Origin of the sequence: Candidatus Foliamicus sp. (assembly GCF_965221325.1) — a bacterium.
In the GTDB taxonomy this organism is placed as follows: domain Bacteria; phylum Pseudomonadota; class Gammaproteobacteria; order Steroidobacterales; family Foliamicaceae; genus Foliamicus.
Window position 1 is genome coordinate 605,466 of the sequence record NZ_OZ244880.1, and the last position, 14,566, is coordinate 620,031.

The 14,566-nt window shown below is 62.6% G+C and carries 13 protein-coding genes; 7 read left to right on the forward strand and 6 right to left on the reverse strand.

The window, feature by feature from the left end; genetic code table 11:
* Nucleotides 1-119: 119 nt before the first annotated feature.
* From moeB to ACWCOO_RS02835, 5 genes are all read left to right on the forward strand, one after another.
* Nucleotides 120-1,289, forward strand: a complete 1,170-nt coding sequence (gene moeB, locus ACWCOO_RS02815) for a molybdopterin-synthase adenylyltransferase MoeB (protein ID WP_446831454.1) — start codon at nt 120-122, stop codon at nt 1,287-1,289.
* 396 nt (nt 1,290-1,685) lie between these two features.
* On the forward strand, nt 1,686-2,840 hold the full coding sequence (locus ACWCOO_RS02820) for a DNA cytosine methyltransferase (protein ID WP_446831455.1): 1,155 nt from the start codon (nt 1,686-1,688) through the stop codon (nt 2,838-2,840).
* A 205-nt stretch (nt 2,841-3,045) separates the two neighbouring features.
* Complete coding sequence (locus tag ACWCOO_RS02825; RefSeq protein WP_446831456.1) at nt 3,046-3,642, forward strand: NotI family restriction endonuclease; 597 nt, start codon at nt 3,046-3,048, stop codon at nt 3,640-3,642.
* A 43-nt stretch (nt 3,643-3,685) separates the two neighbouring features.
* Complete coding sequence (locus tag ACWCOO_RS02830; RefSeq protein WP_446831457.1) at nt 3,686-4,180, forward strand: very short patch repair endonuclease; 495 nt, start codon at nt 3,686-3,688, stop codon at nt 4,178-4,180.
* On the forward strand, nt 4,177-4,299 hold the full coding sequence (locus ACWCOO_RS02835; protein WP_446831458.1) for a hypothetical protein: 123 nt from the start codon (nt 4,177-4,179) through the stop codon (nt 4,297-4,299). Before ACWCOO_RS02830 ends, ACWCOO_RS02835 begins: the two co-directional genes overlap by 4 nt.
* Before the next feature lie 17 nt (nt 4,300-4,316).
* Here ACWCOO_RS02835 and ACWCOO_RS02840 read toward each other — a convergent pair whose 3' ends face one another.
* Genes ACWCOO_RS02840 through ACWCOO_RS02855 form a run of 4 tightly spaced genes read right to left on the reverse strand, consistent with a single transcriptional unit; the run spans nt 4,317 to nt 9,439 of the window.
* Complete coding sequence (locus ACWCOO_RS02840; RefSeq protein ID WP_446831459.1) at nt 4,317-5,213, reverse strand: polysaccharide deacetylase; 897 nt, start codon at nt 5,211-5,213, stop codon at nt 4,317-4,319.
* Nucleotides 5,214-5,960 carry a maleate cis-trans isomerase family protein gene (locus tag ACWCOO_RS02845; RefSeq protein ID WP_446831460.1) on the reverse strand — a complete coding sequence of 249 codons (747 nt, stop codon included), beginning with the start codon at nt 5,958-5,960 and terminating at the stop codon, nt 5,214-5,216.
* A 9-nt stretch (nt 5,961-5,969) separates the two neighbouring features.
* A complete protein-coding gene (locus ACWCOO_RS02850) occupies nt 5,970-6,770 on the reverse strand; it encodes an alpha/beta fold hydrolase (RefSeq protein WP_446831461.1) in 801 nt (266 codons plus the stop codon).
* 59 nt (nt 6,771-6,829) lie between these two features.
* Complete coding sequence (locus ACWCOO_RS02855) at nt 6,830-9,439, reverse strand: TonB-dependent receptor (RefSeq protein WP_446831462.1); 2,610 nt, start codon at nt 9,437-9,439, stop codon at nt 6,830-6,832.
* A 59-nt stretch (nt 9,440-9,498) separates the two neighbouring features.
* Here ACWCOO_RS02855 and ACWCOO_RS02860 point away from each other — a divergent pair, with 59 nt between their 5' ends.
* Both ACWCOO_RS02860 and ACWCOO_RS02865 read left to right on the forward strand, forming a co-directional pair.
* Entirely contained in the window at nt 9,499-10,311 is an 813-nt protein-coding gene (locus tag ACWCOO_RS02860; protein WP_446831463.1) for an SDR family oxidoreductase, read from the forward strand.
* 23 nt (nt 10,312-10,334) lie between these two features.
* Entirely contained in the window at nt 10,335-11,996 is a 1,662-nt protein-coding gene (locus ACWCOO_RS02865) for a glutamine--tRNA ligase/YqeY domain fusion protein (RefSeq protein WP_446831464.1), read from the forward strand.
* Nucleotides 11,997-12,070: 74 nt separating this feature from the next.
* Here ACWCOO_RS02865 and rpoD read toward each other — a convergent pair whose 3' ends face one another.
* Nucleotides 12,071-14,014, reverse strand: a complete 1,944-nt coding sequence (gene rpoD / locus ACWCOO_RS02870; protein ID WP_446831465.1) for an RNA polymerase sigma factor RpoD — start codon at nt 14,012-14,014, stop codon at nt 12,071-12,073.
* A gap of 122 nt (nt 14,015-14,136) precedes the next feature.
* Complete coding sequence (locus ACWCOO_RS02875) at nt 14,137-14,550, reverse strand: DUF4345 family protein (RefSeq protein ID WP_446831466.1); 414 nt, start codon at nt 14,548-14,550, stop codon at nt 14,137-14,139.
* Between the last annotated feature and the right edge of the window lie 16 nt (nt 14,551-14,566).

The following is a 14,566-nucleotide window of genomic DNA, read 5'->3' on the forward strand; positions in this document are numbered from 1 at the left end:
CGGACCGGGGACCAGGGGCGCTATCCGGGGGACGCTTGGGCAGGCTCCCCCGGTGTGAGTGGTTCAGGCTGTAGGGCGGTCGTGTGCGCCGTTCCTCCGACGCTGCCGGGAGACGGCCCGTGAGAGCGCGAGACCGGCGGCTTGCCGATCTCAGGCAGAGCATCCCGCAAGTAACTCCCACCGAAGCCCATGCTCTGCAGCGCAACGGCGCGCTGCTGGTCGATATCCGCGATACGGAGGAGGTTGCTCAGGGCAGCTTGCGTGATGCTTGCCACATCGAGCGCAGCTTTCTTGAGTTTCGGATCGAGGATGTGGCGCCGGACCTCGACCGCACCCTGCTGGTTACCTGCGCTAGCGGTGGACGTTCGCTATTCGCCGCCGACGAGCTGCGGCGCATGGGCTACAGCGATGTCCGGTCGGTGGCCGGCGGCTTCAATCAATGGAAGGATGAAGGCCTGCCGTTCGAGATGCCGAAGCTGTTGAACGCCGACGCGCGCGAGCGCTACGCCCGGCATCTGGTGATGCCGGAAGTGGGGGAGCCGGGTCAGTTGAAGCTCGTGGAGAGCAGGGTGCTGCTGATCGGTGCCGGTGGCCTTGGGTCGCCGGTGGCGCTCTACCTGGCGGCGGCTGGGGTCGGCACGCTGGGCATCGTCGATCACGATGTGGTGGATCGCAGTAATCTTCAGCGCCAGATTCTGCACAGCGAAGAGCGTGTGGGGATGCCCAAGGTGGCATCGGCGCGGGAGGCCGTGGAAGCGCTTAACCCGGCGGTGCGAGTCGTAACCCATGCGCTGCGCTTGGATAGCGGCAACGTTGACGAGATTTTCGCGGACTACGATGTGGTTGTGGACGGCTCTGACAACTTCGCCACGCGCTACCTGGTGAATGACGCCTGTGTGAAGCATCGTATTCCCAACGTGCATGGTTCGGTGTTCCGGTTCGAGGGGCAGGTTACGGTGTTCTGGCCGTCGCGCGAACCCGACCCCGGGCCCTGCTACCGCTGTCTGTATCCGGAACCGCCGCCGCCCGAACTGGCGCCATCGTGCGCCGAGGCGGGCGTCCTGGGAATCTTGCCCGGCGTGGTGGGTCTGCTCGAAGCCGTGGAAGCAATCAAGATCCTGCTCGGCGCCGGCGCTCCGCTGGTGGGCCGTTTGCTTCATTACAACGCGCTGGATGCGCACTTCGCCGAGTTCAAGCAGCGCCGCAACCCCGAGTGCCCCTACTGCGCCGACGGCGCGGAATTCCCAGGCTACGCCGACTACCAAGCCTTCTGCGGCAGCACCGCGTAGCTTTGGAATGCCCCATCAATGAGGATTGCGGCCTTGATATGAACGCGAATGTAGCTTGATTCTTCTTTCGAGCTGATGCACTATGCATCAGGGTGCTGCATGGTGCATCACCGGATTGAGTCAAGAGAACAATCTGCTTTGGCCGCCAAGCACAGAGTTAGCGTAAATCTCTCCGCAGACCAATATCAGGAACTGTCCGGGCTGGCCGGTCGGTATCAGGTGTCGATGGCATGGCTTAGCCGGCGCGCCATAGGTGATTTTCTTGAGAGGTGCCGGCAAGACGCACCTCAGCTTCCTTTGAGCTTCACGCCCGCGTCAGGGGCGGAAGGCGCGCGAGCCAGCGGGAAATAGGGCGGCAAGGATGTCAGTCCAGCATTCGTCGAAGGAGTTAGCCTTGTGAGCGAAGTCGCTGCTATTGATCTGTTCTGTGGAGCGGGTGGTCTCTCCGAGGGATTTCAGCAGGCAGGCTTCACGATTCTGGCCGGCAACGATTTTGACGAGCATGCCGGAGCCACATTCAGAGCGGCCCATGACGCAGCCGAGTTTTTCCCCGGGGCCATCGAGGAAATCACAGCCGGCTGCTTGCTGAAGGCAACCGGGTTGAGCAAGGGAGAATTGGACTGCCTGATCGGCGGCCCCCCCTGTCAAGCATTCAGCGTCTATAACCATCAGCGGGGGCTTCACGACAAGCGTAGCAGGCTTTTCGAGGAATATCTGCGCATTGTTAAGGGGTTGGCGCCGAAGTGGGTAGTGATGGAAAACGTGACGGGCATTTCCTCCGCGGGCAAAGGCAAGGCGGTGCGCGATATCCTGGCGGGCCTTTCCGCATTGGGGTACCGCGTGGATATGCGGATACTGAAGGCAGAAGAGTATGGGGTGCCGCAACAGCGGCGGCGGATATTCTTCGTCGGCAATCGCTTGGGCTTGCCGGTGCTATGGCCAAGGCCGACACATGGTAGTGGTCTGCTGCCGTTTGTAACGGTAGCAGAAGCAATTGGCGACTTGCCGATTCTCCAGAATGGAGAAGACCTCGGCCCAACCACTTATCGCATGCCGGCAAGTTCGGGCTTTCAAGCCATGATGCGCGGCGACACGGTCGTTGTGCATAACCACGCCGCGCCCCGCCTGACCTCGATAAACCTGCGGCGCATGAGGCATATCGGACCGGGAGGAAGCTGGCGCGACATTCCATATGATCTATTGCCGGCTGGCATGAAAAAGGCGCGCCGGTGCGACCATACCAAGCGTTACGGGCGGCTCCGTGGAGATGGACTGTCAAGCACGATACTCACAAAATGCGACATCCATTGGGGCGCATATATTCACCCGGAGCAAGACCGGGTATTGACCGTGCGCGAAGCGGCGCGTCTGCAATCTTTCCCGGACCGTTTTCGGTTTCGGGGCCCCAGAACCGAACAGTTTGTTCAAGTCGGCAACGCGGTGCCGCCGATTTTGGGGAAATGCGTCGCTCAAGCAATGCTGAATGCAATGCAGTTCCCCACCTCGGAATACCGAAACGACCCCGGTTTGGAATTAGCAATTGCCGTCTGATCCGAGGGAGTACATCTGCGAGGTTCTCGGCAGGGCCGCGGAGCCAGGGTTCGATCCATCAGCCCACTCCTTCGTCTGCCCCTTCATGGGCTTGGAGTGTGTCAAGCGCAGTACGTCGCTTGAGGAGCCTTACCCGGTTTGCTCGATTTGGAGATCGGGGCGCTCGGTATGCGTTTGTCCAAAACGCTTTCACCAAGTCGATTTCTTGAGCGACGTCGTCGAACATTGTTGGCCCGGTGATCCTCCGGCTAATCCGGAAGTAGCCCGCGAGGTAAAGATGACGGGATTTGGCAACGTCGATTTCGTGTTAGCCGATGTCGATGAAGAGGGGGGTGTAGGTCAATTCCTGTCGGTTGAATTGCAGGCGATCGATATAACTGGAACCGTAAACGATGCCTACACAGCGCTGCGGAAGGGAAGGCAGTTGGAGGCCAAGAAAAACTATGGTCTGAACTATGACAACGTTTACAAGCGCTACATCACGCAGTTGATTCGCAAGGGATATTTTCATCACCACTGGGGCACGAAAATTGTGGCAGTGATGCAAGATGTGTTGTACGACTACGTGTGTGGCAAAGCGCAATTCATGCGGACGCAAGATGTGCAAGATAGCACCGTCAACATCATTTTCATGTCTTATAGGTACGAGGATGACCCTGGCAACTCGGACGGCCGAAGGCTTGTTCTCTCCTCAGTCGAGGGTACTAGTCATTCCAACCTGCAGCAGGCTGTGCTTTACAAGGAAGCGCCTGACAGAGATGAATTCTGCAAGCAAATCCGAAGAGCTCTCTCCCGCCAATAGAGTGCTCGGGAGTTGCACACAAGAAAAATAACCCGCCAAGCCAATGGACCATGTAAGCCCCGACGCGCGCAGCGCCAATATGCGCGCAATCCGCAGCAAGGACATGAAGCCGGAAATGATCGTGCGTCGGATGGTTCATTCCATGGGCTACCGATATCGGCTTCACCGCCACGACTTGCCTGGTCGTCCCGACCTCGTGTTTCATTCGAGAAAAAAAGTAATCTTCGTTAACGGCTGCTTCTGGCACCAGCACGATGAGAAGAATTGCAGGTTGGTGCGGAAGCCCAAGTCCAACCAGGAATACTGGCTGCCTAAACTTGCGCGCACCGTCGTGCGCGACCGAGACAATTGGCATGCCCTCCGGGAAACGGGATGGGGTGTTCTCGTTGTATGGGAGTGCGAATTAGCGCAGCAAGCCCGGCTGAAAAACAGCCTGCGCAATTTCCTTGAGGACGAGGACAGCATGGAGCAGACGGCAACAGCCGCTTCCTGTCCCGATGCAAACGATTCAAGTCCGCGCAAGGATGACAATCCATGAAAGACCCGGATTTGATGGTGCGCTTGCTACGCGAAATGGTGTCATTGCCGCTTCATTCCAATTTCATGCTGCCCTTGCTGACCGTTTTCCGGGGGCACTCCACTGGTACGGTTCACTGACACACCTTTGTTTCGGGTTAGCCAGGCTGGGTTTGCTTCAGGTACCAGTTGGCTATTTCTTCGCGGGTGGTCCACCAAACGCCGGGCAGGGACTTGGCGTGTTCTATGAATTCGCGCAGGGCGCGCATGCGGTAGGCGCGGCCGGACACGTGAGGGTGCAGCCCGACATTCATCATGCGCGCCTGGGTGGCGCCCTCCGCGTAGAGCACATCGAGTTCTTCGATCAGGATGTCGCGGAACTCGCTGGTGGTGTGGCCGCGCCGGGTGAGCAGGGTGAAGTCGTTGATCTCGTTGGAGTATGGCGTGGACACGATATCGCCGTGCGGCGTATGCACGAGGTAGGGCTGGTCGTCGTTCATCAGGTCGCAGTAGAACAGCAACCCGGCCTCGGCCAGGATGCCCGGCGTCGCCACGGTGCCGCGCAGCGACGAGGATAGCCAGCCGCGCGCCTTGCGCCCCACCGTGCGCGCATAAATATCCAGGGTGCGGTGGATGACTTCGCGCTCGCGCTCTTCGTCGCCGGAGAAGTCCGTGAGCAGCTCGCCCTGTTCGTAGTTGTGCGCAATCAGCTCGCAGCCGCGTTCCATGGCGGCGCGTACCATCGGCAGGCGCCGCTCGCAGGTTACGGCGTTAAGCGTGCAGCCCGGCGTAACTCCCAGCGCATCGAATAGCTCGAATTGCCGCCATATGCCCACCCGCTGGCCGTATTCGCGCCAGGTGTAGTTGGGGAAATCGGGCACTCGACCAGGCAGCGCATCGGGCAGCACCGGCGGGCCGCCTGCGTAGTAGGGGGCGTCGGTGTCCTTGACGAGGTCCCAGGTTTCGAGGTTGAAGGTAATCAGCAGCGCGACACGCTTGCCGTCGGGCCAGGCAAGCCGCGGCCGCTGCGAAATCGGCGTGTAGGCGTATTCCACCTAGTGTTCGGCCAGCAGCGAGCCGAAGCCGTGCATCCTGTCCTCTATCCCGTTTTCGCGCAGCGCATACCAGTAGGTGCAGGTGTTGATCGCCAGCACCGGCTTGTCGAGCCAGGCTTCCGCTTCGGGCGCGATATGCGCGAAGGCCAGGTTGGTGCCCACCTGGATGATCAGTTCCACCGAATCGTCGTTCACCTCCTGGACTGCGCGGCGCAGCGTGGCCGGCGTTTCGTGCGCGATCAGCATGGGGCTCTTGCTCTTCAGCCCCAGCAGGTGCACGACCTCGAATCCGCAGCCTTCGAAGAATTTGCGCACTTCCTTGTCGCCCACCGGCATGTACGGAGTGATCACGCCGATGCGCTTGATGTCGCCATAGCGGGCGATGGCTTCGCGGCAGGCGTGCGAACCCAGTCCCACCGGCACCCCGGCGCGCTTTTCGAGATTCTGCTTGAGCTGTTCGGCTCCGAGCACGCCCTCCCAGAAGGTCTCCGCCGACATTCCCATCACTACGTATTCCGGGCTGCAGGTCATCACGCGATCGACGGCGGTCTCCGTTTCCGCCCGGATGTTCTCCATGAGCTGGAGAAACTCCTCGTCGCTGTTGACCGGATCGTCAGGTATCCACACGCGGCAGAAGTGGTTGGTCACGCCGCGAGGGCGCATGTCGTCGTATTCCGGCTGCACGCTGGTGTTGGTGGAGGGCGCCACCACACCAAATTTCATGCGCCATCCCAGGGTGTCGGTCATGGCTGGTCCTCAGGCCGAGCGAAGCGCGAATTCAGCCACTATGCGGGTCCATTCCTCGGGCTGCTCGTCCACGATGTCGTGAGTGCCGCCTTGCAGTTCCGCGTATTCGAAATCCGGCCGGAGTTCCAGCACCCGCCGGTTTTGCGTGTATATGTCATCGCCGGTGTTGGTGAACACCAGAGTCGGCTGGGTTATTCGGCGTAAGGGTTCGGACAGATCATGCGAGAACGCCGCCGCGTGGCCGAACTTGGCCGTTTCGCCGGCAATAAGCATCTGAATCACGCCGTCGTGCATGGCGCGCAGGCTGGTCCAGCCGGGCGTGAAGTGCAGCCGGCGGTTCCACATGTCCATGAGGTGACTGCCGTCGGCTTGCACGGGGGTTTCCGGTTGCTGCCGCAGCGCCTCTCGCCACTTCGCCTGCTCCTCGCTCGTCAGCAGCGGAGCGCCGTTCAGGATCACGCAGGTAATCCGTTCGGGTTCCAGCAACGCCAGTTCGGCGGCGATGGAAGCACCCGTGTGGTGACCGAGCACCGCCACGCGCGCTAGCTCCAGGTGATCGATCACGCTGCGGATGGCCTGCGCGTAGTCCTTGATCGTGGGTTGTTCATCGGGTGCATGCGATTGGCCGAAGCCGGGCGTATCCACGCCAATGGCTTGTACGCCGCGCTTGGCCAGCAGTGGATAGGCCGCCTTGAACATTTCCGACGAGCTGGGCGACTGGTGCAGCAGCAGGAGCGGCGCCCCGCTGCCCGCCTGTTGGAAGTGAACCTGCCCGTACGGGCCGTCGGCGTAGCCCTTGCGTGTCTTCATTCCGGCATGTTCCCCCTCTTCGCAGTTGCGCCGCCAGCAGCGGTGAGCTTCCGCTTCGCCTAGAAGCGCGCGGTTAGCTCCAGGCCCACACGCCGCAGGTCGGCCGGATGGATGAAGGTGCCGCCGAATTCCGGCGCCGGGATCACTTCCTCCAGGTACACCTCCTCGGTCGCGTTCTTGGCGAAAACCACCGCCGAAAAGCGGTCGTTCTCGATGCCGGCGCGCACGTTCAGCACCGTGTAGCTGTCGCGTCTGGTAGGCGTGAAGTCACTGGCAACGCCTTCGAAAAGCGTGGCGCGCTGCTGGTTCTGAACCACGTGGAACCACGTTTTCCCGACCGCTGACACGTCCGCCGAGGCCGCGAACTGCCAGTCGCCAACCAGCGGCATCACGAAACGGGCGCCGGCGCTGGCTGTCCAGTCCGGCGTATAGGGAGACTTGTTGCCGACCGTGTCCGGACGCACGCTGTTGGCCTCGATTTCACTGTCCACGTAGCCCCAGCCGGCGTAGAGGTCGAGGCTATCGGTTGCCGCCCAGCTCGCGCCCACTTCAGCGCCCTGCAGGCTTACCTCGTCGAGGTTGCCGTTCAGGCGCAGCAAACCGAAGGGGCCCACCAGGAACTCGAAGAACTGCATGTCGTCCACCTGCACGTTGAAGGCCGTGGCCTCCAGCCGCAGGCGGTCGCCCAGCAGGCTGCCTTTCACGCCCACTTCCAGCGACAACGAGGTTTCCTTGTCCACATCGTCGGTAATCCCTACCGGCGCCTGCGGCGGCGCGCCCAGATTGGCCAGGAAAACATCGTTGATCAGGCCGTTGATGAAGATGTCCACGGTAGCCTTGGCGCCCTGATTGTTGAAGCCACCGCTCTTGAAGCCCACGCCGGCGCTGCCGAACAGAGTCCAGTCCTCGGTCGCGTCCCACGTCAGGGACAGCTTGGGCTGCAACTGGCTGAACGTGCGTTCCTTGGGAGCAATCCGGCCTTCGGGGTTCACGCCCGGGCACAGTCCGGGGTTGATCGGCGCCGCGCCGGTGTAGGGCGGGCCGTCGCAGTCGATGTATTGACTCAGCGCATTGACCGGCACCAGGTTTTCCACTTCGCGCCGTTCGCTGTCGAATCGCAGCGCCAGCGACACTTCGGTGGTGTCGCTCATGGCATAGGAAAGCTCGCCGAAAGCCGCCAGCACCCGGTTGCTGAACCGATCATGCACGAGCTGCTCGGTGGGGTTGGCTCCGGTTTGCGGAACGTAGAGCTCGGTGGTGATGCCATTGCCCAGGTCCAGGCCGGTGTTCACGCCCACTTCGCGGTCGATATCCAGGAAGTAGGCCCCGGCCAGCCAGCCCAGCGGCCCGCCGCCGGTGGAATTGAGCCGCAGCTCAACGCTGTAGTCGGTCTGCTTGCGCTCCTGGTACTGGGTGCCGTCGCAGGCGATCGGAGTGTAGGGGCCAAGCAGCGAGACAGGGAAGTTGGGGTCGGGCCCCAGGTAGGTGGGGGCCGGCAGCCGTACCCCGGCATTGAACGCCTCCGTGGTCGAATCCAGGCACTGTTGGTTGGCGTTGAAAAAGCCGAACGCGCCGCTGGTGCCATCGGCGCTCAGGTTGTTGTCGATCTTGCTGAACAGGAACCAGGCGCTCATGTCCGCCCAGCCCAGGCCGTGATCGACGCGGGCGGAAAACTCGGTTGCTTCCTGCTCGTTGCCGGGGTCGATGTTGGTCTGGAATGCGAATTCGTGGTCGTTTACGTCCTCGAAGAACTGCGGCACTCCGAACAACTGCGCGAACAGCGGCAGGTGGAACGCCGCGTTGAACGTGATCGACGCTGCACTAACCTCGCCGCGGCGGAACTTGAGGTCCCAGCTCGTGGCGTCGGAGTAATCCCAGGTTACGCGGGCGTTGATGTTGTGGCCGCGGTAGTCGTCCACGATGTCGTCGCGGCCGAGATAAGTGTTTTCGTAGAAGCCGTCGGTGGTGCGGTAGTCCCCCTGCAGGCGGAAGTTGATGCCTTCGGCCAGCGCTCCTTCCACAGCTCCCGAATACAGCCAGGTGTTGTCGCCCGCGCCGCTTGCCTTGAAGTAGCCTCCCGTCTCGCCGTTCGGCTTGTGGGTGGTGATGACGATCGCGCCCGCCGCGGCGTTGCGGCCGTACAGCGCGCCCTGCGGCCCCTTGAGGATTTCGATTTGGCGAAGATCGGCGTACTCGCGGTTGAGCGCCGCCGGATTGGTCATCAATACGCCATCAACAATCAGCGCGTAGGAGTTTTCCGCGTCGCGCGCGCCGTTGATGCCACGAATATTCACCTGCGTGTCGCCCACTTCCGCGGTGTCCACGATGGATACCCCGGGGGTCATATAGACAAAGTCTTCGGCGCGCTGTATGCCCGAGCGCTCGATATCCTCGGCGGTCAGCACCCGCACCGTGCCGGGCACATCGCGCAGGCTCTCCTGGCGCTGCCGGGCGGTAACGATGATTTCCTCAAGGGCTTCCTGGGCCGGCGCAATCGGCGCCAGCAGGGCCGCGCCGACAATGGTCAGGGCGATACGGGCGCAGGGGTTCGGGTTCATATTCAACTCCTGGTAGGCAATGGCTGCCGACGCTCCATTTCGAGCGGCGGTTGGCAGGATGGAAATATAGGCCGGCTCGGCGACTCCCGTCAATGCGTAGGCATTGGGCATAAACGGGATTTCCAGCGTGATAGATTAGCGCCCCTCCTGCAGCAACGGCGAGAACGAACATGTCGGATGCGAAGACAGTGGTGGTGACCGGCGGCACACGCGGCATCGGCTACGGGCTGGCGCGCGAGTTCCTAAAGCGCGGCCATCGCGTGGTCGTGTGCGGGCGCACTGGCGACAGCGCGCTGGCAGCCGCCGCGAAACTCTCCGAGCACGGCGAAGTGCTGGGGCAAGGCTGCGATGTGAGCGACCATGCCAGCGTTCAGGCCCTCTGGGATGCTGCGGCGAAGCGCTTCGGCGGCGTGGACATCTGGATCAACAACGCCGGCATCAGCAACCGTCGGATCAACGTGAGCGACCTGCCTCCCGAAGAACTGGCGGAGGTGGTGGATACCAACCTGCTGGGCTCGTTCAACGGTTGCCGGGTTGCAATAAACGGCATGCGCTCGCAGAGCAGCGGCGGCGCGGTGTACCTGTTCGAAGGCTTCGGCAGCAATGGCATGACCTCGGCGGGGTTTACGCCCTACGGCGCCACCAAACGCGCGATCACCTACATGGTGCGCTCGCTGGCCAAGGAATTGCGCGGCAGCAACGTGATCGTGGGCGCGCTCAGCCCCGGCATCGTGATGACCGACATGGCGCTGCTGGCTGCGCGCTCCGACACCGGGCGCGCGGCTCAGGCACGCAAGGTCTTCAACATTCTCGGCGACAAGGTGGAGCGCGTGACCCCCTGGCTGGTGGAGAAGGTGCTGGCCAACCGCAAGAATGGCGCCAAGATCCGGTGGCTCACCCAACTGCGCGCGGCCGGCCGGTTCTTCTGCCCGGTTTACCACCGCCGCGACATCGTGAGCGAATTCCTGCCCGAGACTTCCTGATCCCGCCGCGCAGTCCGCCGGATATGACAAGCAAGGACTTCATCCGGCGGATTGTCGCCGACGACCTCGCGGCCGGCCGCCACCGGCGCGTGGTAACGCGCTTTCCGCCCGAGCCCAACGGGTTCCTGCACGTCGGCCACGCGAAGTCGATCTGCCTGAATTTCGGCGTAGCCGCCGAACATGGCGGCGTCTGCTACTTGCGCTACGACGACACCAATCCGAGCGCCGAGGAACAGGCTTTCGTGGACGCCATACGCCGCGACGTGAACTGGCTGGGATTCGAAACCCCGCTGGTGACCCATGCCTCGGACTACTTTCCGCGTTTGTGCGAGATTGCCGAACGCATGATCGAGAGCGGCCACGCCTTCGTGGACAGCAGTTCGGCGGAGCGGATTTCTGCCGACCGCGGCACCCTCACCAGCCCCGGACACAACAGTCCCTACCGGAACCGCTCGGTGACGGAGAATCGAGACTTGTTCCGGCGCATGCGGGCCGGAGAGTTTGGCGACGGCGAGCAGGTTCTGCGCGCGCGCATCGACATGGCTTCGCCCAACATCAATCTGCGCGATCCGGTTCTGTATCGCGTGCGCCACGTGGAACACGCGCGCACCGGACGTGATTGGTGCATCTATCCGATGTACGACTTCGCCCACACTCTGAGTGACGCGCTCGAAGGCATTACGCACTCGCTCTGTACGCTGGAGTTCGAGGACCATCGTCCCCTGTATGAGTGGCTGTTGGATCACTGCGGTCTGACACTCGAAACCCGCCCCCGCCAATACGAGTTCGGGCGCCTCAACCTAGGCCATTCCGTTACCAGCAAGCGCCGGGTTGCCGAGTTGATCCGCACGGGTGCGGTCGATGATTGGGACGACCCGCGGCTGGTGACGCTGTCGGCGCTGCGCCGGCGCGGCTATCCGCCGGGCGTGTTGCGCGAGTTCTGCGCCCGTGCCGGCGTGACGCGCTCGGAGCAGCTTATCGGCGCCGATCAACTCGAAAGCGTGGTGCGCGAAGCGCTGAACCGCGACGCCCCGCGCGCCATGGCGGTGGCACGGCCGCTGAAGGTCGTGTTGACGAATCTGCCCGCCGACCACTTCGAGGAACTGCTCGCCAGCAATCATCCGCAGCGACCGGAGATGGGCACCCGCCGCGTACCCTTTTCTGCCGAACTGCATATCGAACGGAGCGATTTCATGGAAGACCCACCGCGCCGCTTCCGACGCCTGCGGCCCGGCGGCGAGGTGCGTTTGCGCAATGCCTACATCATTCGCTGCGACGATGTGCTGCACGATGCCGAGGGCCAGCCGGCGGAGCTGCGCTGCAGCGTAGATCTTGATACGCGCAGCGGCGGCGAAGGCGCCCAACGCAAGGTGAAGGGCACGATCCACTGGGTAAGCGCGAAGCACTCGGTGCCGGCGGAGCTGCGGCTGTATCGACCGCTGTTCACGGTGGAGCGGCCCGATCTCGAATCCGGCTCGCCGCCGCTAGCGGACCAGGTCAACGCAGCCTCCCTGGAGCTGGCGCCGGACGCCCGCGTTGAACCGGGGCTTGCTGCGGCGCGCGCCGGCGACACCTGGCAGTTTGAACGTCTCGGCTACTTCACTCCCGACAGCGAGGAATCGTCGCCCAAGCGCCTGATATTCAATCGCGTCGCCCCGCTTCGCAGCAGCTACACAGGCGCATAGACGCCGCCTCTACCGCCGCCTGAATCAGGCTTTGTGTTCCGCAGGCGCTGGTCCGGCCGACCGGGCGCGCCGGCCTATTCTTCGTGGCTGAAGCTGCGCAGGCGCTCGGCGTGCGAAGGATGGCGCAGCTTGCGCAGCGCCTTGGCCTCGATTTGTCGGATGCGCTCGCGGGTCACGTCGAATTGCTTGCCGACTTCTTCCAGCGTGTGGTCGGTGTTCATATCGATGCCGAACCGCATCCGCAGCACCTTGGCCTCGCGCGCGCCCAACGACGCCAGCACATCCCGCATCGTTTCCTCCAGCCCGCGGGTGGTGGCCACGTCCATGGGCGAGGTGGCGTTCTGGTCCTCGATGAAATCGCCCAGGTGCGAATCTTCGTCTTCGCTCAGCGGCGTTTCCAGCGATATGGGCTGCTTGGCGATTTTCTGCACCTTGCGCACCTTTTCCTCCGGCATTTCCATCCGCAGCGCCAGCTCTTCGGGCGTCGGATCACGACCCATCTCCTGCTGCATCTGCCGGGAAATCCGGTTGAGCTTGTTGATGGTTTCGATCATGTGCACCGGTACGCGAATGGTGCGCGCCTGGTCGGCAATTGACCGGGTAATGGCCTGACGGATCCACCAGGTGGCGTAGGTCGAGAACTTGTAGCCGCGCCGGTACTCGAACTTGTCCACCGCCTTCATCAGCCCGATATTGCCCTCCTGGATCAGGTCGTTGAATTGCAGGCCGCGGTTGGTGTACTTCTTGGCGATAGAGATCACCAGGCGCAGGTTGGCCTCCACCATTTCCTTCTTGGCGTCCTTGGCCTTGAGTTCGTTGTGCGAAATTTCGCGATACAACTCCTTGATGCCGCGCGCCATCGGCTTGCCGTTGGAGTCCGCCGGTATCGCCTTGAAGCGATTGATAGGCAGGCAGCAGCTCTCTTCCACCCGCCGCAAGCGCCGCGTGAGCTGTCGTATTTCTTCGGCATGCGGGGTCAGTGCGGGGCCGTATTCCTCGTTCTTGAGCATTTCCTCCAGCCAACTGTCGCTGCTGGGGTCGGTGGCGAAGTACTGCTTGAATTCCTTGCCCGGCACCTTCGCCTTGCGCACGTATATCTGCCGCAGCCGCTTCTCGCACCCGGCCACCGATGACGGAAACAGCGCGTCCTCGTCGAGTAGCGGTGCGCGCATGGCGCTGTGCAGCGTGCCGAGCATGCCGTCGAAGGCTCGCGGCGTGAACTTCAGCTCCAGCAGCATCCGGCTCAAGATCTGCTGGGCGTGGTTCAGGTTGCGGCAGGAGAGCTTGAAATGCTCGGGCGCGTCGCCGCTCTGAGCCTGCTGTTCCTGGGCGCGTACGCGCCGCAGGGCGCGATGCACACGATCGCACTGCGCCTTGAGCGCCAGCATTCGCCGTTCGAGTTCCTGCGGATCGGGGGGCTTCTTTCGATTGGCGTTTTCCGAAGGGTCGCGCTCAGCCGCCGGCCGCAGGTCTTCGGGCTCGTCGGGGTCGATAATGCCGGCAACGAGATCGCTGAGCTTCAGCCGGCCTTCCCGGCAGTCCGCGAAGCGCTCCACCAGGTGCTGCACGCAGGGCAGGTAGTAGGCCATCAGGCGCTTCATCTCCCCGCGGCTTTGCTCGATCCGCCGGGCAATGCTGATTTCTCCCTCTCGGGTGAGGAGTTCCACCGAGCCCATCTCGCGCATGTAGAGGCGCACAGGATCCGTGGTCCGTCCCAGCTCGACCTCGAAGGCGCTGATTGCATCTTCGGCCTCCGCCATGTCGGAATCGTCGCTGGCTTCGCCTTCGGACAGCGCCAGGGTGTCCGGGTCGGGAACTTCGTCTTCCTCGTACACCTTGATGTCCATGTCGCGGAGCACATTGATGATTTCCTCGATCTGCTCCATTTCCACGATTTCGTCGGGAAGCTGGTCGGTCAGATCGGTATGCGTGATGTACGAGCGCTGGCGCCCGAGCGAAATCAGGTTCTTGAACCAGTTGCGCTGCGGCGCGCGCTGGGTGGTGGATTCTGCGGTCATGGCCGGCCGGTATCTCCGCAAAGGTCAAACAGTAAATTATCGCGCATTTGTCAATACTTGCGAATTTTTCGTTCGCTGAGTCTGCTCGGATGCGGTAGCTTGGCGAAGCGTTGCGGCAGTTTTCAGTAGCGGTCCGCGCTCAAGTTGCGGTCTTCGCGAAGCGCGCGGCGCGCGAAGTATGCCGCCGGGATCACCGCCGCCAGTTCGAAGGCGATGACGATTCCCTGGTTGGGTTCGATGCCGGGCGCGCCGAACAAGGCCGCCACAATCAGACGCGTGAGCGCCAGGCAGCCCAGGCCGAACACCGTCGCAAGCAAGGCGGCCAGCGCCAGGTTCCTGGACCAGATTCCGGCCGCCAGCAGCAGTCCATTGCCGAGCACCAGCCCGCCATACACAGCCCGAATCTCCGTGTGGCCGGACTCCTCCAGCGACGCAATCCCGAGCCACGCGCCCATGCCCTGCGGATTGAGGTAGGCAAAAGCGGCGGAAGCGACAAACAGCACCGCCATGATTCCCAGGTAGATACGTTGCGCCATGCTCAAGCTCGCTGTT

Bases quoted from the DNA above. Each gene is read 5' to 3' on its own strand.
- ACWCOO_RS02835 (WP_446831458.1), top strand. From the start codon at position 4,177: ATGAAAGACCCGGATTTGATGGTGCGCTTGCTACGCGAAATGGTGTCA.
- ACWCOO_RS02845 (WP_446831460.1), bottom strand. From the start codon at position 5,960: ATGACCGACACCCTGGGATGGCGCATGAAATTTGGTGTGGTGGCGCCC.
- ACWCOO_RS02855 (WP_446831462.1), bottom strand. From the start codon at position 9,439: ATGCCCAATGCCTACGCATTGACGGGAGTCGCCGAGCCGGCCTATATT.
- ACWCOO_RS02875 (WP_446831466.1), bottom strand. From the start codon at position 14,550: ATGGCGCAACGTATCTACCTGGGAATCATGGCGGTGCTGTTTGTCGCT.
- ACWCOO_RS02865 (WP_446831464.1), top strand. From the start codon at position 10,335: ATGACAAGCAAGGACTTCATCCGGCGGATTGTCGCCGACGACCTCGCG.
- ACWCOO_RS02860 (WP_446831463.1), top strand. From the start codon at position 9,499: ATGTCGGATGCGAAGACAGTGGTGGTGACCGGCGGCACACGCGGCATC.
- ACWCOO_RS02830 (WP_446831457.1), top strand. From the start codon at position 3,686: ATGGACCATGTAAGCCCCGACGCGCGCAGCGCCAATATGCGCGCAATC.
- ACWCOO_RS02850 (WP_446831461.1), bottom strand. From the start codon at position 6,770: ATGAAGACACGCAAGGGCTACGCCGACGGCCCGTACGGGCAGGTTCAC.
- rpoD (WP_446831465.1), bottom strand. From the start codon at position 14,014: ATGACCGCAGAATCCACCACCCAGCGCGCGCCGCAGCGCAACTGGTTC.